Source organism: Thermoleptolyngbya sichuanensis A183 (assembly GCF_013177315.1).
Classification (GTDB): domain Bacteria; phylum Cyanobacteriota; class Cyanobacteriia; order Elainellales; family Elainellaceae; genus Thermoleptolyngbya; species Thermoleptolyngbya sichuanensis.
Window position 1 is genome coordinate 2,948,491 of record NZ_CP053661.1, and the last position, 23,217, is coordinate 2,971,707.

Below are 23,217 nucleotides of genomic sequence, written 5' to 3' on the forward strand. Positions count from 1 at the left end.
TCTTTACCTATAAACCAGGCTGAACTAAGGTGGAAAAAACCACCCAAGGCTGGAGGATTTCCATGCAAACGCCGCTTAAGTCTGATTCGGGCGATCGCCTCTCCTGGCTCACCCGCGATCATCTAGTTCACGCCCTCGAAACCATTCAAGACTGGATTGTGATTTCGCTCTGCGTGGGTTTGTTTAGCTTCATGGTGCTGCAAATTCGCCAGATGTTTTTGTCGCTGCTGCCACCGCTCAATTTTCAAGAAGTCACCGCCGACATTCTGTTTCTGCTGATCTTGGTGGAGCTATTTCGGCTATTGATTATTTACCTGCAAGAACAGCGCGTGTCCATTGGCGTGGCAGTTGAGGTTTCGATTGTGTCGGTGCTGCGCGAAGTGATTGTGCGCGGCGTGCTGGAAACGTCTTCTACGCAGATTCTCTCGGCCTGCGCCTTTTTGGTGGTGATGGCGCTGCTTCTAGTGGTAAGGGTGTGGCTGCCACCCACGTTTGAGGGCATCGACCCTGAAAAGTTTGTGTCTCGTCGTCGCCGCGCTGCCTGGGGCGAGTTTCCTACTCGGACTGACGATCGGGCCACCCAGATGAGAGATACTGGCCCTTAGGCTCTTTCCTCGCGAGGCGCTTATCACGTTTCTGAAGTTAGTCAGGTACGCGGGCGATTATAGGCTATTTGCTCTTTTGGGGCAGCGCGTACCTTTCTCCGCAGAGGAGTGCTGTAGCCCCAGCGCAATCTTCTTCTTTTAACCCTTTTTCACTTGTCCCTAACCCTTGCCACACTAAGGATTTCCTATGGCTGAGCTAAGACCCAAAGACGTGCAAGTGGCGGAAGTCGGTGCAAATACTCTAGTGCTGCGATCGCGCACCTTTGACCGACTCAAGTTTGAGGTGGAATACGCCCGCCAAAAGGGAACCACTGCCAACGCCTACCTGATCCAGGCAGACCAGATTGCCCTCATCGACCCGCCCGGAGCCTCCTTCAGCGGGCTGTTTATCGAAGAGCTGGCGCACCATGTCTACCTCCAGCGGATCAACTATGTCATTCTCAGCCACGTCAACCCCAATCGGCTGTCTACGCTGAAGGACTTGCTCAACCCCGAAGTAGCAGCACAGATTACCTTTGTCTGCACCCGCGCCGCAGAGGTGGTGCTGCGGGAGTCGTTTCCAGAGCAGGCGCTGCGGATTTTGGTGGCAAACGCCGAAGATACGATTGATCTGGGACAGGGGCACTGCCTGCACTTTATCCCCACGCCCACGCCGCGCCACCCCGATGCGCTCTGCACCTACGACCCTGCGACCCGAATCCTGTATACCGACAAGCTGTTTGGGGCGCATGTGTGCGATGACGCGCTGTACGACGAACACTGGCGATCGCTCACCGATGACCGCCGCTATTATTTTGACTGCATCCACGCGGCCCAGTCTAAGCAGGTCGAAGCCGCCCTCGATCGCCTGGCCGAAGTCACTCAGTCGGCGCTGATTCTGGCTCCGGGGCACGGGCCGTTGGTGCGCTACAGCGCCAGCCGTCTGGTGTTTGACTATCGCTATTGGTGCGAGCAGCAGGATCAGCAGGACTTCAGTGTGGCGCTGCTGTATGCCTCCGCCTATGGCAACACGGCCACAATGGCAGCAGCGATCGCCCGTGGGCTGACCCAGGCCGGCGTGACGGTGGCTTCGATCAACTGCGAATTTGCCGACCCAGACGAGGTCACAGCGGCGATCGCCAAAACCGACGGCTTCATCATCGGTTCCCCCACGCTGGCGGGCCATCCCCCCAGCCAGATTCAGACCGCCTTGGGCATTGTTCTGTCTACTGCGCCAAAGACCCAACTGGCGGGCGTGTTTGGCTCCTTTGGCTGGAGCGGAGAAGCGGTAGACTTGCTGGAGAGCAAGCTGCAAGATGCGGGCTATACGCTGGGCTTTGAGACGCTGCGGGTGAAGTTTTCGCCCACCGAGGAGGTCTTGCAGCAATGCGAAGCCGCCGGGGCCGAATTTGCCCAAATCCTCAAAAAGACGCGAAAAACTCGCACCCTGCGCCAGCCTGCGGTGGATGCCCGCAGCGATCGCACGGAACAAGCTGTCGGCCGCGTCACAGGTTCCCTCTGCGTCCTCACTGCAAAGCAGGGCAGCGCCGATATCGGGGTTCTCACCTCCTGGGTGTCGCAGGCGACCTTCAATCCGCCGGGTCTGACCATTGCGCTTGCCAAAGACCAGGCCGAGGCGCTGCTGCCCGAAACGGGCGACGGCTTCGTGCTGAATATCCTCAAAGAAGGCCGTAACCTGCGCCGCCATTTCCAAAAGCCAATGCAGCCCGGAGAAGACCGCTTTGCGGCCGTGGCTCATCACCCCGCCAGCAACGGCTGTTTGGTGCTGGACGAGGCGATCGCCTTTTTGGAATGCCAGGTGCAAAACCGGATGGAGTGCGGCGATCACTGGCTGATCTACGCCAGCGTAGACAATGGCAAAGTGCTAGAAACCGTGGGAGTGACCGCTGTCCAGCACCGCAAATCTGGAACCTATTATTAAGCCGCGCTTTATTAATCCACGCTCATCCCTCCAACACCCGCCGCTCGTCACCCCCCCCCCAAAAAACGCACTCCCGACATGATTTGCCGCAAGCGCAGTGCGTATCCATTTCGCAGCAGGTATTGCGCTGAAACAGGCTAGAAAACAACCAAAAGCGATCGCCCTTGCTGCTGGAGCGATCGCTCAGGGCAAGCCTGTCTAGAAGCTAAATGACTCGGCTTAGAGGCAGATAGAGAACGTGATTATTTCTCTTACCTAGAGGTTCCTGCTGTCCCAGTTTGCGCCTTTGTCCCTCTAGCCAAATGATGACGTTACTGTTCTCCGGATAATATTGCTGAACAAATTTAATAAAGTCATCAGGCGTACAAGGTTTACCCGTTCCACTCATGAACTCTCGGTGAAATCTAGTGTGAACCTCTTCGGAGATCGTAATTATATTATCCAAACTATCTGCCAAGTGAGGATACGCACTGGAAGAATAGAGGTGATGGGCTGCCAAATTAAATCGGTGGTACCGATCCGGTTTTTGACCTGTGACAAGACAAGTCTTTTTATCCCGCCTTTTGGCTTCTTCCTTGCACTTGGAAATCCGCTTCTCACGAGACTCAATCAACTTAATAATGTCTGAGACTTGAGGACTGATTTCTTCACCGACATCCCGACATTCGTCCCGACGATTTTTAAGCGTAAGTTCAGTTGAGAATGCTAGAGAAAGTCGATAAATGCCTTCCAGAGAGTAGAAAATTCCGCCCTCGTCAATAAATTCCTGGTAGTGCTGTCCTTTGATTAGCGGGCGATCGCTCTTTTGGGTACATTCAGCCATCCGGCGAAGCGTCTGGATATTTGTCCCGAAAATTGCTACTGCATCTGCTTGGCTCACCCAATACTGATCGCTCCGCCGCATCAGCGAAGCACAGTTATCCAAAATTTTCTTACGGACGAAGCTCTTACGAATCTTTTCTCTGGTGTGCAAAAACCACTCTTTGAGAGAATCCCAAAAACTCAGTTTCTTCGTAGCCTCAAGGTATCGAGCTAGAGTGTACGCTCCCGACTGAGTATATTCTCTGGCTCCGTTGCTTGAAACCACTCGATAATCTTTCCCTTCTTCCAATTCCCACTCATCATCAGGAATGGCATCAAAGAACTTCTCAATTTCGATTAGCTCCTGGGAAGAGATTTTGAGAAGCTTTAGCAAGTCTTCTGCTCTGATGTAGGTTTTTGCCATATTTAGAACTTCTCGGTCAAACTCTTGTAGAACACGGTCAATCGGTCAAAAATTTCTGCATTTCCTGTTTCGGAATTGTCTGGGTGGTAGATCTTGCTGAGATCCCGATAGGCGGCTTTGACATCCTCAGTAGAGTTGACTTTAGGATCAAGCCCAAATGCTTTCCACGGCATATCGTATTTGAAAATGTTGATGCCATTGACGCAGCCATAGCCCGATTCGTTTTCTTCACCGGGCAAAATACCAATTAGCTTCCGATAAAGCTGCTCCCAGTCATCCTTCTTGCTAAGGCTGATGTTGCCCATGCTGCTAGTTGCAAGCTGAAATGCACCAGACTTTTTGAGTTCCTTGGTGTCTTTTACGCCGAAATGATCGTAGATTGCTTGCTTGACTTGTGTAACGGTTAGCTTCTTGACTTTGGGCGGCTTCGGCTTTGCAGCAGACTTTGATTTTGCAGACTCTTTTGTAAGCACAAAGAGCGCGAATTCTCGCAGAATTGAATCGCTGTAGCCATGCTCGGAAGATAACCGCTGAATCTCGGACTCGATCCGGGCTGTAATTTTGTTACTGCTCATACGAGCTTCCTCTTCTAGATGCGCGATCGCCGTTATGAAGCGCTATATCTTTATATTTCCCCATCAAACATGAAGCCTAACAGGAGAAATTTGTATTTTTTCTGTGATTTTGGCGATTAAATTGGCAAGTGTTTTTCAAAAACTGGGGCATAGTCCTCAATCGCCTGCGTACAAATACCGAAAGCGGGCTGTTTGGGGTTGTTGATAAAACACCACCCCTCAGCCCGCGATCGCCCGCCGTTCAGTTGTTCCCCGTCGTTCAGTTGTTCTACGGTTCCTGAACCCTTACCGAAATCCTAATAATCCCGTCCCTTCACCTGCGCCAGCGCATCGGTCGTCAACACACCGTTTTCGGAATAGTAGCCCGATGCTTTTTTGGCTTCGATTTCTACCTGCGCGTCGGCAGGAATCAGGTCTGGCGGGATTGGGATTCGCTGCACGACCTCGATGCCCGCGTGAGTAATCGCGTTGTATTTCATATTGCTCATCGACACCAGCCGATCGATCTTGCTCACGCCCAGCCAGTGCAGCACGTCGGGCATGAGTTCCTGAAAGCGCATATCCTGCACCCCCGCCACGCACTCCGTCCGCAGGAAATAGGCATCAGCGCGATCGCCTCCCTCCTGGCGCTTGCGAGCATTGTAGACCAGGAACTTGGTCACTTCGCCCAGGGCCCGACCTTCCTTGCGGCAATAAACAATAATGCCTGCTCCGCCCTCCTGCGCTGTCTGGATGCAAACCTCGATGCCATGCACCAGATAGGGGCGACAGGTGCAAATATCAGAGCCAAACACATCGGAGCCGTTGCATTCGTCATGCACCCGCACGGCCAGCGGCTTGGCTGGGTCGCCAATAGTCGTTTCGTCGCCAACGATATAAACTGTCGTGCCGCCGATGGGTGGCAAAAACACCTGCAAATCGGGGCGCGTCACCAGTTCGGGAAACATGCCACCCGTCTGCTGAAACAAAATGCGGCGCAGTTCCCATTCTTCCACGTCTAGCCGTTTGGCAATCCCCGGCAGATACCAAACCGGGTCGATGGCGGCCTTCGTCACCACCAAATTGCCGTCTTCTTTGAGGATCTTGCCGTCTACCCGCAGGCGGCCGCTGGCGATTTCGTCGCGCAGTTCGGGAATGAAGATGTGTGCCTTGGTGATGGCGATGGTGGGACGAATGTCGTAGTCGCTGGGGAAATGGGGCGCAAAAATCTCGCTGGCGATCGCCCCCCACGGATCAAGTGAGACAATCTTTTCGGGATCTTTCCAACTGGCGTAGGGGCCAATCGCCGAAACCGGAGCGGTATTGGTCAAATCTGCCCGATGCTCTGGGTCAAGCACCCCACTGGCCACGGCCAGCGCCCGATAGACGCTATAGGAGCCGCCGTGCGTCCCAATCACATTGCGCTGGGCCGTGCTGCGAACCGAGCCGATGATGGGGCCGCGCTCGACCGGGTTGGCTGCGCCCCAGAGAATCGGCGTAGTCTTGGCTCCCAGGCGATTGCGATGAGACGTGAGAATAATATGTTTGGGCTTGGCTTTGGATTGTGCGTCTGATTGTGCGTCTGTCATAGCGAAAAGACACCCTGAGAATGATTCACAAACTTTAGCAAGTTCTTTAGCCCGTTTTCAGATCGACAACGTTGAGGCTGGCTAATAGGACTGGCGAAGACTGGCTGATAAGACTCGCCTACAAGACTTGCCCACAAGACTCACCAATAAAACTTGCCAATAAGACTTGCCGAATTACTTGCCGAATTGTGTAACCAAATTGTGTAAAGCGAGATTGTAGCATTTGATCTCTCAGCCGTTAATGCCCTAGCAAAAGAACCCGACTGGAGAATTGCAAATTTAAGGCAAGACAGGAGCAAGAAGGGCGATCGCCCATCGATGAGATGCACTAAAATCGGGCCATGAGAAATTCAGGCTGCACTACAAAAACGAGCATCTGGTAAAAGGTCTGGTAAAAACCGTGTCCGAGCAACCCCCATCTAAATCCTCATCGATTGTCTTTCCGGCCGAAGTTAACGTCATCAAGCACCCGCTGGTGCAACACAAGCTGACCCTGATGCGTCAGGCAGAAACCCACACGCAAGACTTTCGGCGACTGCTTAAGGAAATTTCCATGCTGCTGGCCTACGAAGTCACCCGCGACCTGCCTGTGAAGTATGAAAAAATCCGCACCCCCCTGGCCGAGATGGATGCGCCCGTGCTGGCCGCCGACAAAAATATGGTAATTGTCTCGATCATGCGGGCGGGGCAGGGCTTGCTAGACGGCATGTTGGAGCTAATTCCCACCGCAAAGGTCGGGCATATTGGGCTATATCGGGAGCCGACCACGCTGACGGTGGTGGAATATTACCTGAAGCTGCCCAACGACACCGAACACCGCGACATGCTCGTTGTAGACCCGATGCTGGCTACGGGCAACTCGGCCGTCGCCGCCGTCGATCGCCTCAAGGAAGCCAATCCGCTGTCGATCAAGTTTGTCTGTCTGCTGGCGGCTCCAGAAGGCATCCAGTGTTTTCATGAGCAGCATCCAGACGTGCCCATTTACACGGCTGCAGTGGATGAGCGACTGGACGAGCATGGCTACATTGTTCCTGGCGTGGGCGATGCGGGCGATCGCCTCTATGGCACGAAGTAAGGGAACACGGATTCCGAAGCCAAAGATAAGGCTCGAAAAGGTATTCCAGCGAAAAGGTATTCCAGCGAAGCTAACCGACCTTCTTGCTGGCCTAACTTACCGTTCTGGATATCAATCCGCACCAACAGCGAAACTGGTGAAATCGCTGAAAGCCTCATAGACACTCGGGCCAGCAATCTAAAACCGCCAATCCAAAATCTAAATCGATTCCCCTTATCAAGACCCCATTGAATGCCGATTAATGCCGATTAATGTCAATTTCTGATTCGCAAACTGCTGGTGTATTGGGCGATTCTTCGACGCAGACCAAGGGCGATCGCCCCGCCCAGGCGGCCTGGGTTTCGCCCCTGGTTTGGCTGGTGTGGCTGGCCTACGTCGGCTATGTGCTGCTGAGCGACCTGCCGCCGGGGCCGTCGCTGCTGCACACGTCGCCCGCCACCCTGCAAGAGGCGATCGCCCTCAGTTTGAATTTTGGGCTAGTGCTGCCTGCGCTCTTTCCCGCCGTAGCCCCAGTGCTACATCCTGGGCTAGAGGCGCTGTTTAACCTGACGGTGGGCTGGGGGCTGCTGCTGTGGGGCTTTGCCATCGATGGGCGGGGGCAGCGGCTGCCGATTTTACCCTTTCTCCTGGGCACAGCATTTTTAACGAACGTATTTTATCTGCCCTGGCTGGCGCTGCGACGACCGAATCCGGAGCCGCCGACCCCGCCGCTGAGCCGCCTAGAGCAAATAACCGAAAACCGAGCCTGTCCGCTGGTGCTGGGGGCGATCGCCCTTGCGTCGGTTGTCTGGGCAGTGGCGGGCCGCCCTGAGTTTGGCGACGGGCCAACCCGCTGGGCCAGTCTGATGGAGATTTTGCAGGGCGATCGCCTCGCCTATTCTTTCCTGATCGACCTGCTCGTATTTTGGTTATTTCAAGGATGGCTAGTGTCCGATGACATGGCTCGTCGCCAGTGGGTCAACCCAGCAATTAGCTGGATCGCCCGTCTGGTACCGTTTGTAGGGCTGGTGGTGTATATGGTGCGTCGCCCGTCTTTTGAGCAGGCCGCTTAGTCTGATAGGGTTGTCAAAAGTCTGGTGAAAAAAGCTGGTAAAAGAGTCTGGTAAAAGAATCTGGTAAAAGAATCTGGCAAAGTGAAAATCCTTTGCGCCAGCGTCATCAAAGCGTCATCAAAGCATTACATTAAGCGGCGTTTGCATTATGCAAACATTGCATAGGTTCATGGTGCAACAGGCAATTCTACGGTCGTTCCCCGGTGATTCCGTTTCTAGATTGGGAATGATGAGAGTGTGATGCTTTCTGGATGTGGTCTTTTCGCTTGAGGTGAGTCGGTGTGAACAACCCTGTTGCCAATCCGCCTGTTGCACAGCCGTTTGTACATCCTGTCGTGCATCTCCAAGCCCCGTCGATGCTGGTCAGCAGCTCCCTCATGGAAGAGACCCAACGCCAAGCCTCCAGTAGTCAATACACCGATGACTTGATCGGGGCTGCTATTTTTGATCTGAGCGGATTGCCAAAGGAATACTTCACCACGGCCGAAAGCAGCGATGTCAGTTGGGTGCAAACAATCTTTCAGGCGCTGGGGTTGCAGTCTCTACTGATGTCTTCGCTGAAGCTAGATGGGTTTCGTCATGCGGTGATTCATAGTGCAGACTATCGGGCAGTGGTGGTGCGGCAAAAAAATCGCTACACCGCCCTGCTGACTCGACAAACTTCTGAAGCCCTGCCGGAGTCATTTATCCAGTGGGCGCAAGAGTTTGAACCCACAATGTTGCGATCGCACCCCCGGTTCAGCGCCATGTAGTGCCCCCTGTTTTTCCCCCAACATGGTTGATACAACCGCCCGCTTTTTCATTGCCCTGGTTCCCCCCCCTGCCATTCAAAACTATGCCAATGGCGTAATTCAGGAATTGGGCGATCGCTTTCAGACCCACACGGCCAAAGCCCCGCCCCACGTCACGCTTCAGCCACCGTTTGAGTGGTCGCCGGCCCGCGCCGATCGCCTCACCGAAGAACTCGCCGCCTTTGCCCAGCGACAGAGCAGCGTACCTGTACATCTGCTAGGGTTTGGCCAGTTTTCGCCCCGCGTGCTGTATATCCACGTCGAAAGGTCTCCGGCGCTGCTGGCGCTTCAGGCGACCCTGGCGGAGCATTTAGAGCAAACCCTCGGCATCGTCGATCCCAAGGCAAAGCGGCGGCGGTTTACGCCCCACGTCACGGTCGCCTCGCGCAACATCACCCCCTACACGTTTCAGCAAGCCTGGGCCCTGCTGAAGGAACGCCCGCTGGATCTGAGATTTTCGGGCGATTGCCTCACGCTCTTGAAACACGACGGACATGAATGGCAGATTTACCAAGAGTTTGCGTTGCTGACTCCTGCCCGCCCGTCCACAGAACCGGGCGGAGTGATCGGCGTGGGCGATCGCCCAATCGGGTGATTTCTAGAAAACTCCGCCCAAATCAAGCCAGGAACCCTTGACAGATAAATTCAAAATAGTAACAATAGATACAGAAAATAAATCGTTCATCTCTCCCCGCTGTCAGCTTCAATCAGCCTAATCGCTCGAAGCCTGATCGCTCAAAAGAGACGGAAGTAGGGAGCAATCCCGAAGGAACGCGCCTCACCCTTACCCTTCAAAAAGAGAGGCGAATCCTATGAAACTCACCTATCGTGGCGTAACCTACAACTACGATCCCCAACCCCTCAACCTGAACAACAGCCACCCAACCACTACTGAACTGAAGTTCCGGGGCAACGAATATCAGACCAATCAACCCGTTGCAACTGACGCAGTGGCAACTGACGCAGCCGCGACCATTCCTGCTGCGGCCCCTGCACCCGTAGCCCAGCCCGCAGCCTCCGTTTCCATCGAAGAGAGAGCGCGGGAGCTGATGATGAATCACCACAAACTGGTGAAGCGCCGCCAGCAAGCGATGCTGACCCGTTTGGCGGCCAACGTCGGGCTAGATGCCGGAACCACCAGCCAATACTGGGGACACATTCAAGGCAAGGTGCAGCCCGGCTTCTGGGACAGCTACGACCGCAGCCACGCCAGCATCAGCTAGGGTCATAGCGGGTTCTCATCTGCTTCCCATCTCCGCTCCACCAGTTTCCCGAACATTTCCTAAAAGTTAGCTGGTTGCAGGCACTCCCATCGGGGGTGCCTTTTCTTATTGCAACATGGAGCAACAGGATATGCCACGCTTGCTCCCCTTCTCCCTACTTGGGAGAAGGGGTTGGGGGATGAGGGCAGACGTAGAATAGATCGATCGAGACAGCCTGTTCAGGTCGTCAGCCTTCCCGTGATGCGATCGGGCGAGGGAGGTTCTACCCCGCTTCACGAGAGAATTTCCTAAAGTTTTTTCCCTGAATCTGGAAAAAGGGTGTTGAAATAGACACTAAGATGCAGCAAGGTGTGCATCTGTATTGGCAGCATCGATTCTCAAGCGAAACCCATCCATGCCCTCTTTGCAGTCGCCCCTCCTCAGCTTCCTTGCCGCTCTGGTTTTGTCTACTGCCACAGAAGCCCCAGCAGTTGCCCAATCCCTTACCCAGTCCCTTACCCAGTCCCGCACCAGCTCCGCGCCGCCCGAAGCCACCGCCGAACCCGCCCATCCCATCGCCGAACTCTGGCAACAGCACTAGGTGTCGATCAGCATCGGCACGCTGCTTTTGCTGAGCTATTTGGGCGTGCTGGGGTTCCGACCGCTGCTCTTGCTCAGGCTACCCTCCAGCGATCTGTCCATCCCCTACACAAGCTGGAAAATTCCGCTGGGCATCGTGCGGTTTCTGAAATATCGCAACCGGGTTCTGGATGCCTAGGTGAACCAGCACTGGCAAACGGCTCAAAAGTCCTTCCTAGACCTGCCAACCGTCAGCCAGCGGGCGATCCACATTCCCCTGCCCGTTTATCTCAACAACCAGCCCATTGATGAAAAGCTGATCGGAGAAGCGCTCAAACCCACCTTTTCCAAAAACACAGCGATCTTGCTGATTACCGAAGAAGGCGGCGCAGGCAAAACCAGCCTCGCCTGCCAGATCGCTCTTTGGGGATTGAATAAACAACTGTGCCAGCATCGCCTGCTGCCCGTGCTGGTGGAAACCGAGCTAGACGACAAACAGACACTCTTTGAAGTCATCCGCGGCCAGATCAACACCCTCACCGATCAGCCCAATCCCATTGCGCCAGAGCTTTTGGAAAAGCTGTTGCAGCGGCGGCGGGTGCTGGTCATCGTGGATCACCTTTCTGAAATGGGCGAGGAGACTCGCAAACAAATCACGCCATATCTAGCCGATTTTCCGGCTAGGGCGCTGGTCGTCACCTCTCGCCTGCCGGAACCGCTCGGCAACCTGCCCAAAACCATTCTGAAGCCCCTGCGAATCGAGGGCAGCAGTCTGTCTCGCTTTATGGATGCCTATCTAGAAGCCCGCAACAAGCGAGGATTGTTTGAAGACGAAGACTATTTCAACGGCTGCCGTCGCCTGTCGCAGATGGTGGGTCAGCGCAATATCACCGTGCTGCTGGCCCGGCTCTATGCCGATCAGATGATCGAGCAGCAAGAAGGTGTGGGGGGCATTTTGCCGTCCTCTGTGCCCGAACTGATGCTGAGCTATCTCAACCAGCTCAATCGCAGCATCGAAGAAGCCAACCGCCGAGACAACCTGGCCGTGCAGCAAGATGCCCAGCACATTGCCTGGGAATGCCTAAAACAGACCTATCGCCCCACCACTGCGGCTAAGTCAGATATTGAAAAAGCCCTGACCAAAAACGGCGCAGACGACATCCCAGCGCGGCTGGTCTATTTGGAAACCCGGCTGCGGCTAGTGCAAACGCTAGAGCCGGGAGACAAGCTCCGCATTGTGCTAGACCCGCTGGCAGAATATTTGGCAGCGCTGCACTGGGTCGATCAGTGTCGAAAAAATCCAGCAGAATCCTGGACAGAGTTTTTAGACTCGATTGACCTCGTGCTAGAACAGGGCAACGACTCTCCCACCGCGATTCAAGGCTTTTTGCTGGCAGTACGCGACTGCTGCCAGGTGAAAAAAAAGGAAGCCCAGGTTCCAGAAGACATCCCAGATTTGCTGGCCCGCAAAGCCGGCCTCGACCCCGCCGAGTTGCAAAAAATTGAGGAAAAACGCCGCATCAGCCTTCTAATTTCTGACCTCTCCGACCCAGACGAAGAATATCGCATCCGCGCAGCAAAAGACCTTGGCAAGCGTGGACTTGCCGCCGCCAAAGCCGTGCCTAATCTGTTGGGCATGGCCAAAAACCCCAACCAAACCCTGGAAGCCCGCCAGGAAGCGCTGAAATCGCTGGGCAGTTTGGGAGCCTGTAGCGACAGCCTAAAAGCCGACCTCGCTCCCCAGCTGATCGCTCTTTTGCAAGCCGACCATGACCCCAAGCAGCCCGACGAACTGGCCGTGCGGCGGGGCGCAGCCGAAGCGCTGGGCGCAATGAAAGCCGGGCAAGCCGAACTCCAAGCAATTCTAAGCAACGAAACGCAGCCGCTGACCCTGCGCCAGGGAGCCGCCCGCGCCCTGGGGCTAATCGGCGCACCCAGCGGACAGCCCGTGTCCATGCTGATGGTGCAACTGCAAGACGGGCAGATCAGCACGCAGGTCAAGCCCATTCCGGTCTATCAAGAAACCCTGCCGATGGAGCAGATTCTCAACTTGGTGAAAGTCCCTGGCGGAGAGTTTCTGATGGGGTCGCCGCCAGAGGAAGAAGGGCGCGATTACTATCAATCTTTAGTTTGGACTAATGGTGAAGAGGAAGGCAGTCAATGAGAAGCACCGACTGCCGTAAGGTCAATGAAGTACAACCAACATTGACCCCATGATTTTCAACGAACTTCAGCAATTTCGCCAAACGTTGTATGCCAGCTTGGGAAACGCCAGAGATGCCCTGTTTGATCTGATGGATGCCGTGTTAGTGAGTGCGTGCATCGTGTCGTTTGTGAGGCTATCGCAGAGTCCTGTCTTTCGTCGCCAGTGGTCGAGCACCTATGAAGCGTTGCGCGATAGCCGCCTACCCCGATCAAAGGTGCTGAAGCTGTTGGTGCAGCAGATACCGACTCAGCAGCAACCGTTGTTGGCAGGTGATGCGAGTCGGTGGAACCGTCCTGCTGCCAGGCGTTTGAAAGACCGCACCTTATCAGGCAGAACAGGACATGCCCCGATAGCCGGACAAAACTACAGTACCTTAGCCTGGATTGCTGAAGACAGGGGCAGTTGGGCATTACCATTGCGGCATGAGCGCATCACCAGCTTTGAAACACCCGCCAGTAAAGCGGCATTCCAACTCAAACAAGTGACTCGGCAGTTAGCGGTGCGTCCGTTGGCGATCTACGACCGAGGGTACGGCAATGCCAGTTTTGTCAACCAAACGGCAGGGATTGAGGCAGACTTGCTGCTGCGGGTTACATCCAATCGATGTGTCTATGGCGCGCCCCCAGCGTATCGAGGGCGAGGCGCACCTGCCAAGCATGGACATAAGATGAAACTCAATGACCCTGACACTTGGAGTGTCCCGGTCGAAACCGTTGAAGTCGATGATCCCAACTGGGGACGAGTGCGGGTCAGTCGTTGGAGTGCATACCATTTCCGCAAATCCCCCAAACGGGCAATGGAAGTGTTGCGCGTGGAGGTGCTGGAGACACAGAGCAGCACGCGACGCTTGGCTCCTTTGTGGTTAGTTTGGCTGGGTGAGCAGATGCCTCCGTTAGAAACCCTGTGGTTGCACTACCTCCGTCGCTTTGCCATTGAACACTGGTATCGCTTTGCCAAGCAGAGGCTATATTGGACACATCCCCAGTTCAGTTCTGTATCGGCAACCGAACAGTGGAGCAGCCTGATGCCGTTGCTCAGTTGGCAGTTGTGGTTAGCGCGAAAGGACTGTACTGACCACCCCTTGCCCTGGCAGGCACCGCAAGAAACGTTGACTCCGGGTCGGGTCGCACAAGCGTTTGCAGGCATTTTGGCAGCGATTGGCACCCCTGCTCCTGCGCCTAAACCTCGTGGTAAATCGCCAGGACGAGGCAAGGGGCACAAGCCAACTCCTCGTCCCTGCTATCCGATGGTCAAAAAACGAGCCTCGAAACGCAAGACATCCGAACAATCCCTGAACAGTCCGGTTGCAACAGCAGCTTAACTGCGAGCAGGATTGTATCCAATTCCTTAAGTTCAACTGTTATGAACGGTTGAGCAGATTCTTTATGGCATCCTGTTGAGCATTATTGTGATGCCAGTTAGTCCAAACTAAAGATCAATACAACCTTCCAGAAACAGCAGGGCTGGACGTAGAGCAGCAGCATCGGGTCACGGTGCCGCCTTTTTCTATGAGCCAGTTTCCCATCACCCAGGCGCAGTGGCGAGCCGTGGCTACAGCACTGCCCCCGGTGAATCGAGAGCTTGATCCAGACCTAGCCAGCTTCAAAGGCGGCGATCGCCCCGTCGAAAGTATCTCCTGGTATGACGCGATCGAGTTTTGCGATCGCCTCTCTCAGCACACCAGCAAGACCTACCGCCTGCCCAGCGAAGCCGAATGGGAATATGCCTGCCGCGCCGGAACCACCGATCCGTTCCACCTGGGCGACACCCTGCGCTCCGACCTTGCCAACTACAGGGGCACCGAAATATATGGCAACGGCACCGCCGGAATCTATCGCCAAGCAACCAGCAAAGTCGGCAGCTTTGGGGTCAATGCCTTTGGCTTGGGCGATATGCACGGCAATGTTTACGAATGGTGTCTCGATCACTGGCACTCCACCTACGAGCGATCGCCCACCGATGGCAGCGCTTGGATCACCGAAGGCAACGATCGCTACAGGCTGGTGCGGGGCGGTTCCTGGGGCGACCTTCCTGCCTTTTGCCGCTCTGCCTATCGCAACCGTAGCACGCCGCGCCGCCGCAACTTTAGCATCGGGTTTCGGGTGGTCTGTGTTTTCCCCTGGACTCAGTAGCCCTTTATACTTTGGCTCTTTTGCCCTCTTCCCTGTTTTCTTTTCCCTTTTTCTTTTCTTCTGCGCGAAGCGCACTCCGGAAGTCCCCCTTGCCAAGGGCGATTGAGGGGGATCAGTTCGCACGCAAAGACTCTGAGATCCCCCCTAGACCCGCTTCAGAAAGGGGGGAACCGAGCCGCTGTCCAGAAGTCCCCCTTGCCAAGGGGGATTTAGGGGGATCAAACCTGCCGCTAACAATCCAGAAATTTAGCCTAACTTCATGACACGCCACAATCACGCGATTCATCGTCATGCTTGGAGCCAGCCAAAAATTTCCCCGACCGTCAGCCGCACCGCCCCAGCAAATCCAGGCACGGGCAGCACGCTATCCGGCTCGTCAAATAGCTGCACCGACTGATTTGCGCCATAGACAAAGATGCACGTCTCTTCCGGGTCGAGCAGCCAGCCCATCTCCGCGCCGTGGCTGAGGCAGTGCAGAATGTTGCGAATTACCCTGGACTGGCTCTGTCCGGGCGAGAGGATTTCTATCGTCCAGTCGGGCGGCAGGTTAAACGTATTTGCCACTTCGCCGCTGCCGTCTCTGGGAATGCGGTCGGCGCGGAAAACGGCGATATCGGGCACGATAGAGCGTCCCCCAAACGTGCAGCGCAATTCTGGAAACGCTTGCCCTGCGCCATCAGCACGAAATGCAGCCGTAATAGCAAAGGTTAGTTCACGCTGCAAAACGCTGTGTTTTCCTTGGGGCATGGGCTTTTGAAGGATAATGCCGTCGATAAATTCGCTGGCGGGCTTGGTTTCGGGCAGCGCCAGAAATTCCTCCAGGGTCAGCGGCTTTGTGGGAACTTGCACCATGAGACACCCCCTCTACGCTTGCAGCCAGCCAAAAATTTCCCCGACCGTCAGCCGCACCGCCCCAGCAAAGGCGGGCACAGGCAGCACGCTATCCGGCTGATCAAAGAGCTGCATTAAGTGATCTGCGCTGTAGACGAAGATGCACCCCTCTTCCGGGTCGAGCAGCCAGCCCATCTCCGCGCCGTGGCTGAGGCAGTGCAGAATGTTGCGAATTACCCTGGACTGGCTCTGTCCGGGCGAGAGGATTTCTATCGTCCAGTCGGGCGGCAGGTTAAACGTATTTGCCACTTCGCCGCTGCCGTCTCTGGGAATGCGGTCGGCGCGGAAAACGGCGATATCGGGCACGATAGAGCGTCCCCCAAACGTGCAGCGCAATTCTGGATAAGCACGTCCTATTTTTGACGGCTTGAGTGCTGCGTTAATCGCACTTGTCAAGTCTCCCTGGAGGGCGCTGTGTTTTCCTTGGGGCATGGGTTTTTGAAGGATAATGCCGTCGATGAATTCGCTGGCGGGCTTGGTTTCGGGCAGCGCCAGAAATTCTTCCAGGGTCAGCGGCTTTGTGGGAACTTGCACCATGAGACAGGCTCCAGGGGCGAAGGGCGAATTGAAGAGGCGACGGGCTGTAGGGCTGAGTCTTATTCTAGGCGATTCCCCTGTAATGCTCCCTGAGCCGCCGCGCTCTGGCAAAGGTTTACTGAATCAACACTAGACCTCTTGCGTGAATCGTTGGACGGCGGTGCTGCCCAACGATTCACGCTCTCAGAAAAGCATTTATGCAAGAGGTCTACTGGATAAACATGAATACGCACCAAATAAACACTGAATAAATGCGTGATAGATGCGTGAGGTCTAAACACTCTGGATGCGAGGCGATGATGAGATGATGGACAGGGTGATGAATATCAAGCAGCAAGTTTCAAGCCGCAAATCCAGAGTCTATCCCTCGTCCCGTCTTGTCTCAACATGTCTTACTACATTCCGCCCAAATTTCTGGATCGCCTCTCGGTGCATATCACCAAGAACTTTCTGGCGCTGCCCAACGTCAAGGTGCCGCTGATTTTGGGGATTCATGGGCGCAAAGGCGAGGGCAAAACCTTCATGTGCGAGCTGGTGTTTAAGCGCATGGGGCTGGGGGCGGTGTATATGTCGGCAGGCGAGTTGGAAAGTCCTGATGCGGGCGATCCGGCGCGGCTGATTCGGCTGCGCTATCGGGAGGCGGGCGAGTGGAGCCGCACCCACGGGCGCATGGCAGTGCTGATGATCAACGACGTAGATGCAGGCATTGGGCGGGTGGATGCCAGCACGCAATATACCGTGAACACGCAGTTGGTCAACGCCACGCTGATGAACATTGCCGACAACCCGACTAATGTGCAGCTTCCGGGCAGCTATGACGCAGAGCCGACCCAGCGAATTCCGATTATTGTGACGGGCAATGACTTTGCAACGCTGTATGCGCCGCTGATCCGCGATGGACGGATGGAGAAATTCTTTTGGGACCCGACGCGGGACGATCGGCTGGGCATTGTGGCGGGCATTTTTGAGGCGGATGGCGTTCCCCGATCGGACGTGGAAGCGCTGGTGGATCACTTTGCTGAACAGGCAACGGACTTTTTTGGCGCACTGCGATCGCGCCTGTATGATGAACAGGTTCGCACGCTCATTCACCAGGTCGGCATCGACAAGATTTCGCAGGAGGTGGTTCACAGCGATGGCAAGCCGACGGAATTTCAAAAACCCAACTTTAGCCTGCAACATTTAATTGAGATTGGCACAGAGATGGTGCAGGAGCAAGAACGCATTCGTGAACTGCGGCTGGTATCTGAATATAACGAGGTGCTGAAGGGCGATCGCCCCCGCTCAGCGAACCGCGCAAGCCATTCGATCAGCAAATCCGATAAATCCTTTATGTATTATGGCGATCGCCCTGGGTCGGCCGAACCTCCACCCGCCAAGTCCGCCAACGGGAACGGGATGGCATCGTTGAAAACTTCCCCCACTGGAACGCGGCCTGCTATTGCGGCAGAGGTCGCTGAGGAAATTCGCAGCATCCTGGCAGGAGGGCTGCGACTCGGTATTGAGTATGTGGATGAGCGACGCTATCGCATGGGGTCGTGGCAGTGTTTTGGAACCTACGACGGCAACCCAGAGGAGGCGATCGCCGCGCTGGAACGCTGCATTGCAGAACATCCGAAGGATTACATTCGCCTCATCACCATCGACAAACACCGCAACCGCATGGGCGATCGCCTCCTCCAGCGCCCGTAGCAGCTAGACCGGGTAGAAAACCAGAAAGTGAACCGAGAGTGAACCGAGAGTGAGCCGAGAGTAAACACAATGGGCGATGAACGACGTGAGGGGCCAGAGCCTCGCACAAAACGCAAGTTTGACTGGGGCTGGCGGACAGTGCTGATCGCGGCGGCCCTCTTTTGGGTGCTGTGCAGCATTTTTGCGCTGCAACGGTTCTATAACTTTTTCCCGACGTTTGTGTCGTTCGACCAGGGCATCTTCAACCAGGTGTTTTGGAATAGCCTGCACGGGCGCTGGTTTGAAGGCTCCCTCTCTTCCAGCGAATCGAGCGCCGTGCAGCTAGACAACCAACTGCCCGAGGTGTTTTATCGCCGCCTCGCCCAGCATTTCACCCCCGCGCTGCTGCTTTGGCTGCCGATTTATGCTTTGTTTCAGTCCCCTGCGGGGCTGTCGCTGCTGCAAGTGACGCTGATGACAGCGGGCGGACTGGTGCTGTACGCGCTGGCCCGTCACTATCACCCGCCCCATGTGTCGGCGCTGATTGCCGTCAGCTACTTTTGCGCGAATGCGGTCATCGCGCCGACGCTGGCCAATTTCCACGATTTCTCCCAAATTCCGCTGTTTGTCTTTGGCCTGCTATGGGCGATGGAAAAGCGGCGCTGGTGGCTGTTTTGGCTGCTGCTAGGGCTGACGCTGGTGGTGCGCGAAGATGCCGGGGTGATTACCTTTGGCGTGGGTTTCTACATGGCAGCATCGCGGCGTTTTTTGCGGGCTGGGGTGGCGGTGTGCATCCTCAGCCTGGGCTATATGCTGCTGCTGACGAATTGGGTGATGCCGCTGTTTGCGCCGGACATTTCGCGGCGGTTTATGGTGGAGCAGTTTGGACGGTTCACTAACGGGCAGGAGGCTTCGACACTGGAGGTGCTGTGGGCGATGATCCGCAACCCCGACCAGGTTCTGGCAGAAGTAGTCAACCCACCGGGACGCACCCTCAGCTATGTCTTGGCGCAATGGCTGCCGCTGGCGTTTGTGCCCGTGATTTCGCTGGATGCGTGGCTGTTGACCGGGTTTCCGCTGCTCAAGCTGCTGCTGCAAGAAGACCCTACCGCCCTGTCGATGCACCTGCGCTATGCCGTGTCGCTGGTTCCAGGATTGTTCTACGGCGCAATCCTCTGGTGGCACAAGCATCCCCACTGGTTTCGCCCCCGCTTGCGGCAGTTTTGGCTATTTTGCCTGGGGCTGGCGCTGCTGTTCACAGTTGCGTCAAATCCCAATCGGGCGCTGTCGGTGTTCATTCCCGACTCGATCCAGCCGTGGGTCTACACGTCGCCCGCCCGCCAGTGGGAACACGCCCAGGCCGTGCGATCGCTCTTGCGGCAAATCCCCAGCGATGCCAGCGTCACCGCTACGGGAAACATCGTGGCGCATCTCTCCAGCCGCCGCGAAGTCTTGCGCTATCCGGGCACGCGCCTGATCAACGACGACCGCAAGCAGATTGGCGTGGAATATGCCGTGCTGGATTTTTGGTATCCACTGCGCTTTTCGGCGGCCTTTCCTGACGAAGGCAGAAGCTTTTTTGGCATGACCAACCGCGTCCTCGGCTGGCTCCGAGACGGCAGCTTTGGGCTGATGGATTTTCAGGATGGGGTTGCCTTGCTGCGGCGCGGTGTGCCCTCCAGCCCCGAAGCCGCCGCCGCCTGGAACCAGTTTCACCAGCCGCTGGATTAAGCCATCCGACGGAACCCGAATCGCCTTGCATAGAATGTTCTTTTGGAGTTTCTTTTCCCCTGCTGCCATGAATGCCTTTGAACCGCCTGCTGCCGAAAATCCTGCCGCCGAAAACCCTGTTGCCGAAAATCCTGCCGCTGAAAACCTTGAAAACCTTGCTGCCCAAAAACTATACGAGGGCAAGGCCAAAATCCTCTACGCCACCGACGATCCAGAAGTCTTGCTGACCTACTTCAAAGATGATGCAACCGCGTTTAATGCCCAAAAGCGCGGCACGATTTCCGGCAAAGGCGAGGTGAATTGCGCCATGTCGCAGCACTTGTTTCGCCTGCTAGAGGCGCAGGGCGTGCCGACCCACCTGATCGACTGCCCCACATCCAACACCATGCGGGTGCGGCGGGTATCGATTGTGCCCCTGGAGGTGGTGGTCAGGAACATTGCGGCGGGGAGTCTCTGTCAACAGACTGGGTTGGAATTGGGAACCCCGCTCAGTCCGCCGCTGGTAGAGTTTTACCTGAAAAACGATGCCCTCGGCGATCCGCTGCTGACGGAAGATCGGCTGCGCGTGATGGAGCTGGCTACGCCCGATCAGGTGCAACAACTCCGGGAGATGGCGCTGCGGGTCAACCAAGTGCTGTCTGAGTTCTTTAATCAGTGTGGGATTACACTGGTGGACTTCAAACTGGAGTTTGGGGTCGATGGGGCAGGCAAGCTGCTGCTGGCGGATGAGATTAGTCCCGATACGTGCCGTCTGTGGAATCAGGCGGAGTCTGACCCTAACCGCAGGGTGATGGATAAAGACCGATTTCGACGCGATTTGGGCGATGTGGAGGCTGCGTACCAGCAGGTGCTACAGCGAGTTCTGGCACAAAGCGTCTAGAAGGGCGTTGCCAATGCTGTAAAATTGCTCCGTTTGCTCGGAATTGCGATTCGCGAAGCGATCCCTACGGGAATCGCACTCGGCTCGTCAATTCCGATCTGCGTCTCGACTAGGCTATCTCGACTGGGCTATGCCGTCGCGCTGATCCGAATCGTTCCTGGCTGACCTAGCCGATTGTTTTGCTCAGTTCTTCCTGTCTGTGGTGTGTGGACGTGTTAAAACCTATGCGTTTTTCTCCTGTCGTATTGGCGGCGATCGCCATTTCTTCCGTTTCAGGTCTTGCGGCTCAGGCGGCGCGCGCTCAAACTGCCCCCCTCTCTGAGCAGTTGTCCCAAAGTCAGGTTCAGCAGTCGCCCCATGAGCCAGTTGACGCATCCGCTGCGGCTGTGGGAGATGGAGCCGTTCCGCCGAGCCTAGTCAAGCCAGATCTGCTGCCAGGGGCGATCGCCCGCGCTGAGGTGGATGCCGCATCGGGCACTCCAGAAGGGGCGATCGCAGCGGCTCCGACCCATTCGGTGAACGGAGATGCAACTGTGCTGGCCAACCTGCTTTCCTCCAAGCCCGCTGAGCAACCGCTGGAAGGAGTATCCCCTTTGGCAGCCCAGTCGCCGGGAACAGAGGCAGCAGAACCTGCAACTCCCTCCGCTCTGTCTAAACTGGCTGTGCCCCAGACAGGAACCTCCCGCCTGGGCAACCCCATTGAGCTAGCCCAATTTATCCCCCAGCCCCAGCCCGCCGACGGACAGCCCGCCCCTGCTGAGGCTGCCCCGCCCCAGGAAGAACCGCGGGTGCTGGTGTCTGAGTTGGTCGTCAGCGGGGCCCCCAGCCCGGAGCTAGAGGACGCAGTATTTAACGCCATCAGAACTCGCGCTGGCGCAACCACTACGCGCACCCAGCTTCAGCAGGATATTAACGCGGTGTTTGCCACAGGATTTTTCGCGGACGTGCGGGCGGTTCCCGAAGATACGCCGCTGGGCGTGCGGGTCACCTTCGTGGTGCAGCCCAACCCGGTGCTAACGGCAGTGCGAATCCAGGGCAACGAGGTGCTGCCCCAGCAGGTGGTTGACCAGACCTTTGGAACGCAATACGGCCGCGTGTTGAACCTGAACCAGCTCCAGACGGGTATCCGCAACATCAACCGCTGGTATCAGGACAACGGCTATGTGCTGGCGCAGGTGATCGACGCACCCCGCATCAGCCAAGATGGCGTGGTCACGCTCTCGGTGGCAGAGGGCGTGATCGAGGATATCAACGTCGCCTTTCAAACCGAAGACGGCGAAACCGAGGACGATGACGGCAACCCGATTCGAGGCCGCACCCGCGCTTTCATCATCACGCGGGAATTTGAAACTAAGCCTGGGGACGTGTTCAACCAGAACCAGATTCAGCAAGACCTCCAGCGAGCCTTTCGGCTGGGGCTGTTCGACGACTTGCAGGTGACGCTGAATCCGGGTGACGACCCCCGCAAGGTGGACGTGACCATCAACGCCGTGGAACGGAGCAGCGGCTCGATCTCCGCTGGGGTGGGCGTGAGTTCAGCTAGCGGTCTGTTTGGCACGGTTAGCTATCAGGAGCAAAACCTGGGCGGCAACAACCAGCGACTCGGCGCAGAAGTGCAGTTTGGTCAGCGGGATTTGTTGTTTGATATTAGCTTTACGGACCCGTGGATTGCGGGTGATCCAAACCGCACCTCCTATACGGTCAACGCCTTTAGCCGTCGGTCGATTCCGCTGGTGTTTCAGGGCGGCGAGACGGAGGTGACACTGGAAAATGGCGATCGCCCTCGCGTGCGGCGGATTGGCGGCGGCGTGACCTTTGGCCGCCCCCTGGGCGACGGCTGGCGAGCCACGGCCGGGCTGCAATATCAGAACATCCGCCTGCAAGATGCCGATGGCGATCTGGCTCCAGTGGACGAATTGGGCAACCAGCTCAGCTTCAGCGAGTCGGGCACGGATGATATTTTGCTCGTGCAGCTCAGCGCCAGTCAGGATCGCCGCGATAGCGCCGTTGCCCCCACACGGGGTTATAACCTCCGGATTGCAACGGATCAGTCGATTCCTGTAGGTCAGGGGAATATCTTTTTCAACCGACTGCGAGGCAGCTATAGCCGCTATTTCCCCGTAGACATCACCGACTTCACAGAAGGGCCCGAAACGCTAGCCTTCAACGTGCAGGGCGGCGTGGTGTTTGGCGATCTGCCGCCCTACGAGGCCTTCTCGCTGGGCGGCACAGACTCGGTGCGCGGCTATGAAGCGGGCGATGTGGGCAGCGGTCGCGCCTTTGTGCTGGGTACGGTAGAATACCGCTTCCCCATCTTTTCAATTGTCGGCGGCGTGCTGTTTGTAGACGTGGGCAGCGACCTGGGAACGGGCAGCGACGTGCCAGGACAGCCCGCTGTGGTGCGCGACAAGCCAGGAACCGGGATTGGCTTTGGGCTGGGAATTCGGGTGCAGTCGCCGATTGGCGCAATCCGGGTAGACTTGGGCTTTAATGATGAAGGCGACAGTCGGATTCACTTTGGCATTGGGGAACGCTTCTAGCAGTAGCCTTAGTTAAGACCCGTCAGGTTTTGATAC

The 23,217-nt window shown here is 56.3% G+C and carries 21 protein-coding genes and 1 riboswitch; of the genes, 16 read left to right on the forward strand and 5 right to left on the reverse strand.

The features are described from left to right. The first annotated feature begins 62 nt into the window (after positions 1-62). The gene (locus tag HPC62_RS12335; protein WP_172356065.1) at positions 63-605 is read left to right on the forward strand and encodes a phosphate-starvation-inducible PsiE family protein; all 543 of its coding nucleotides are present in this window, start codon (positions 63-65) and stop codon (positions 603-605) included. Between the two features lie 187 nt (positions 606-792). Beyond that, positions 793-2,526 (forward strand): diflavin flavoprotein, encoded by a 1,734-nt coding sequence (locus tag HPC62_RS12340; protein WP_172356067.1) that lies wholly within the window; start codon positions 793-795, stop codon positions 2,524-2,526. Positions 2,527-2,731: 205 nt separating this feature from the next. Here HPC62_RS12340 and HPC62_RS12345 read toward each other — a convergent pair whose 3' ends face one another. The 3 genes from HPC62_RS12345 to HPC62_RS12355 form a co-directional block, all read right to left on the reverse strand. Further along, complete coding sequence (locus HPC62_RS12345; RefSeq protein WP_172356069.1) at positions 2,732-3,751, reverse strand: hypothetical protein; 1,020 nt, start codon at positions 3,749-3,751, stop codon at positions 2,732-2,734. A 2-nt stretch (positions 3,752-3,753) separates the two neighbouring features. Next, complete coding sequence (locus tag HPC62_RS12350; protein ID WP_172356071.1) at positions 3,754-4,326, reverse strand: DnaJ domain-containing protein; 573 nt, start codon at positions 4,324-4,326, stop codon at positions 3,754-3,756. Between the two features lie 296 nt (positions 4,327-4,622). After that, complete coding sequence (locus tag HPC62_RS12355) at positions 4,623-5,894, reverse strand: GTP cyclohydrolase II (protein ID WP_172356073.1); 1,272 nt, start codon at positions 5,892-5,894, stop codon at positions 4,623-4,625. A gap of 496 nt (positions 5,895-6,390) precedes the next feature. On the opposite strand from HPC62_RS12355, the gene upp reads away from it, so the two are divergent. The 10 genes from upp to HPC62_RS12405 all read left to right on the forward strand — a co-directional run bounded on the left by upp (position 6,391) and on the right by HPC62_RS12405 (position 14,931). Then, positions 6,391-6,969: a uracil phosphoribosyltransferase gene (upp, locus tag HPC62_RS12360; RefSeq protein ID WP_255548927.1), complete on the forward strand. Its 579-nt coding sequence runs from the start codon at positions 6,391-6,393 to the stop codon at positions 6,967-6,969. Positions 6,970-7,220: 251 nt separating this feature from the next. Then, positions 7,221-8,021: a hypothetical protein gene (locus HPC62_RS12365; protein WP_205369534.1), complete on the forward strand. Its 801-nt coding sequence runs from the start codon at positions 7,221-7,223 to the stop codon at positions 8,019-8,021. 281 nt (positions 8,022-8,302) lie between these two features. Next, on the forward strand, positions 8,303-8,773 hold the full coding sequence (locus HPC62_RS12370; RefSeq protein ID WP_225906620.1) for a hypothetical protein: 471 nt from the start codon (positions 8,303-8,305) through the stop codon (positions 8,771-8,773). 22 nt (positions 8,774-8,795) lie between these two features. Then, positions 8,796-9,407 carry a 2'-5' RNA ligase family protein gene (locus HPC62_RS12375; RefSeq protein WP_172356075.1) on the forward strand — a complete coding sequence of 204 codons (612 nt, stop codon included), beginning with the start codon at positions 8,796-8,798 and terminating at the stop codon, positions 9,405-9,407. 81 nt (positions 9,408-9,488) lie between these two features. Beyond that, positions 9,489-9,590, forward strand: a riboswitch (Glutamine riboswitch). Positions 9,591-9,624: 34 nt separating this feature from the next. Next, complete coding sequence (locus tag HPC62_RS12380; protein WP_172356077.1) at positions 9,625-10,035, forward strand: DUF4278 domain-containing protein; 411 nt, start codon at positions 9,625-9,627, stop codon at positions 10,033-10,035. Positions 10,036-10,429: 394 nt separating this feature from the next. Beyond that, on the forward strand, positions 10,430-10,615 hold the full coding sequence (locus HPC62_RS12385) for a hypothetical protein (RefSeq protein WP_172356079.1): 186 nt from the start codon (positions 10,430-10,432) through the stop codon (positions 10,613-10,615). Continuing rightward, the gene (locus HPC62_RS12390; RefSeq protein ID WP_172356081.1) at positions 10,616-10,792 is read left to right on the forward strand and encodes a hypothetical protein; all 177 of its coding nucleotides are present in this window, start codon (positions 10,616-10,618) and stop codon (positions 10,790-10,792) included. After that, positions 10,793-12,757 carry an NACHT domain-containing protein gene (locus tag HPC62_RS12395; RefSeq protein WP_172356083.1) on the forward strand — a complete coding sequence of 655 codons (1,965 nt, stop codon included), beginning with the start codon at positions 10,793-10,795 and terminating at the stop codon, positions 12,755-12,757. A 49-nt stretch (positions 12,758-12,806) separates the two neighbouring features. Continuing rightward, on the forward strand, positions 12,807-14,120 hold the full coding sequence (locus tag HPC62_RS12400; RefSeq protein ID WP_172353244.1) for an NF041680 family putative transposase: 1,314 nt from the start codon (positions 12,807-12,809) through the stop codon (positions 14,118-14,120). 187 nt (positions 14,121-14,307) lie between these two features. Further along, a complete protein-coding gene (locus HPC62_RS12405; protein WP_172356086.1) occupies positions 14,308-14,931 on the forward strand; it encodes a formylglycine-generating enzyme family protein in 624 nt (207 codons plus the stop codon). A 288-nt stretch (positions 14,932-15,219) separates the two neighbouring features. On the opposite strand, the gene HPC62_RS12410 is transcribed toward HPC62_RS12405, so the two are convergent. Together HPC62_RS12410 and HPC62_RS12415 are read right to left on the reverse strand one after the other, a co-directional pair. Further along, complete coding sequence (locus HPC62_RS12410; protein WP_172356088.1) at positions 15,220-15,783, reverse strand: Uma2 family endonuclease; 564 nt, start codon at positions 15,781-15,783, stop codon at positions 15,220-15,222. A 12-nt stretch (positions 15,784-15,795) separates the two neighbouring features. Then, on the reverse strand, positions 15,796-16,359 hold the full coding sequence (locus HPC62_RS12415) for a Uma2 family endonuclease (protein WP_172356090.1): 564 nt from the start codon (positions 16,357-16,359) through the stop codon (positions 15,796-15,798). A gap of 387 nt (positions 16,360-16,746) precedes the next feature. Between HPC62_RS12415 and HPC62_RS12420 the strand changes: the two genes are divergently transcribed. The 4 genes from HPC62_RS12420 to HPC62_RS12435 all read left to right on the forward strand — a co-directional run bounded on the left by HPC62_RS12420 (position 16,747) and on the right by HPC62_RS12435 (position 23,181). Continuing rightward, positions 16,747-18,051 (forward strand): AAA family ATPase, encoded by a 1,305-nt coding sequence (locus tag HPC62_RS12420; RefSeq protein ID WP_172356093.1) that lies wholly within the window; start codon positions 16,747-16,749, stop codon positions 18,049-18,051. A gap of 69 nt (positions 18,052-18,120) precedes the next feature. Then, positions 18,121-19,761 carry a DUF2079 domain-containing protein gene (locus tag HPC62_RS12425; protein WP_172356095.1) on the forward strand — a complete coding sequence of 547 codons (1,641 nt, stop codon included), beginning with the start codon at positions 18,121-18,123 and terminating at the stop codon, positions 19,759-19,761. A gap of 67 nt (positions 19,762-19,828) precedes the next feature. Then, the gene (gene purC, locus HPC62_RS12430; protein WP_172356097.1) at positions 19,829-20,641 is read left to right on the forward strand and encodes a phosphoribosylaminoimidazolesuccinocarboxamide synthase; all 813 of its coding nucleotides are present in this window, start codon (positions 19,829-19,831) and stop codon (positions 20,639-20,641) included. A gap of 224 nt (positions 20,642-20,865) precedes the next feature. Continuing rightward, entirely contained in the window at positions 20,866-23,181 is a 2,316-nt protein-coding gene (locus HPC62_RS12435) for a BamA/TamA family outer membrane protein (RefSeq protein ID WP_172356099.1), read from the forward strand. Positions 23,182-23,217: the final 36 nt, after the last annotated feature.

What these genes read in the sequence shown, in the direction of transcription:
- HPC62_RS12335 (WP_172356065.1), top strand. Translation starts at nt 63, where the DNA reads ATGCAAACGCCGCTTAAGTCTGATTCGGGCGATCGCCTCTCCTGGCTC.
- HPC62_RS12340 (WP_172356067.1), top strand. Translation starts at nt 793, where the DNA reads ATGGCTGAGCTAAGACCCAAAGACGTGCAAGTGGCGGAAGTCGGTGCA.
- HPC62_RS12345 (WP_172356069.1), bottom strand. Translation starts at nt 3,751, where the DNA reads ATGGCAAAAACCTACATCAGAGCAGAAGACTTGCTAAAGCTTCTCAAA.
- HPC62_RS12350 (WP_172356071.1), bottom strand. Translation starts at nt 4,326, where the DNA reads ATGAGCAGTAACAAAATTACAGCCCGGATCGAGTCCGAGATTCAGCGG.
- HPC62_RS12355 (WP_172356073.1), bottom strand. Translation starts at nt 5,894, where the DNA reads ATGACAGACGCACAATCAGACGCACAATCCAAAGCCAAGCCCAAACAT.
- upp (WP_255548927.1), top strand. Translation starts at nt 6,391, where the DNA reads ATGCGTCAGGCAGAAACCCACACGCAAGACTTTCGGCGACTGCTTAAG.
- HPC62_RS12365 (WP_205369534.1), top strand. Translation starts at nt 7,221, where the DNA reads ATGTCAATTTCTGATTCGCAAACTGCTGGTGTATTGGGCGATTCTTCG.
- HPC62_RS12375 (WP_172356075.1), top strand. Translation starts at nt 8,796, where the DNA reads ATGGTTGATACAACCGCCCGCTTTTTCATTGCCCTGGTTCCCCCCCCT.
- HPC62_RS12380 (WP_172356077.1), top strand. Translation starts at nt 9,625, where the DNA reads ATGAAACTCACCTATCGTGGCGTAACCTACAACTACGATCCCCAACCC.
- HPC62_RS12385 (WP_172356079.1), top strand. Translation starts at nt 10,430, where the DNA reads ATGCCCTCTTTGCAGTCGCCCCTCCTCAGCTTCCTTGCCGCTCTGGTT.
- HPC62_RS12400 (WP_172353244.1), top strand. Translation starts at nt 12,807, where the DNA reads ATGATTTTCAACGAACTTCAGCAATTTCGCCAAACGTTGTATGCCAGC.
- HPC62_RS12405 (WP_172356086.1), top strand. Translation starts at nt 14,308, where the DNA reads ATGAGCCAGTTTCCCATCACCCAGGCGCAGTGGCGAGCCGTGGCTACA.
- HPC62_RS12410 (WP_172356088.1), bottom strand. Translation starts at nt 15,783, where the DNA reads ATGGTGCAAGTTCCCACAAAGCCGCTGACCCTGGAGGAATTTCTGGCG.
- HPC62_RS12415 (WP_172356090.1), bottom strand. Translation starts at nt 16,359, where the DNA reads ATGGTGCAAGTTCCCACAAAGCCGCTGACCCTGGAAGAATTTCTGGCG.
- HPC62_RS12420 (WP_172356093.1), top strand. Translation starts at nt 16,747, where the DNA reads ATGTCTTACTACATTCCGCCCAAATTTCTGGATCGCCTCTCGGTGCAT.
- HPC62_RS12425 (WP_172356095.1), top strand. Translation starts at nt 18,121, where the DNA reads ATGGGCGATGAACGACGTGAGGGGCCAGAGCCTCGCACAAAACGCAAG.
- purC (WP_172356097.1), top strand. Translation starts at nt 19,829, where the DNA reads ATGAATGCCTTTGAACCGCCTGCTGCCGAAAATCCTGCCGCCGAAAAC.
- HPC62_RS12435 (WP_172356099.1), top strand. Translation starts at nt 20,866, where the DNA reads ATGCGTTTTTCTCCTGTCGTATTGGCGGCGATCGCCATTTCTTCCGTT.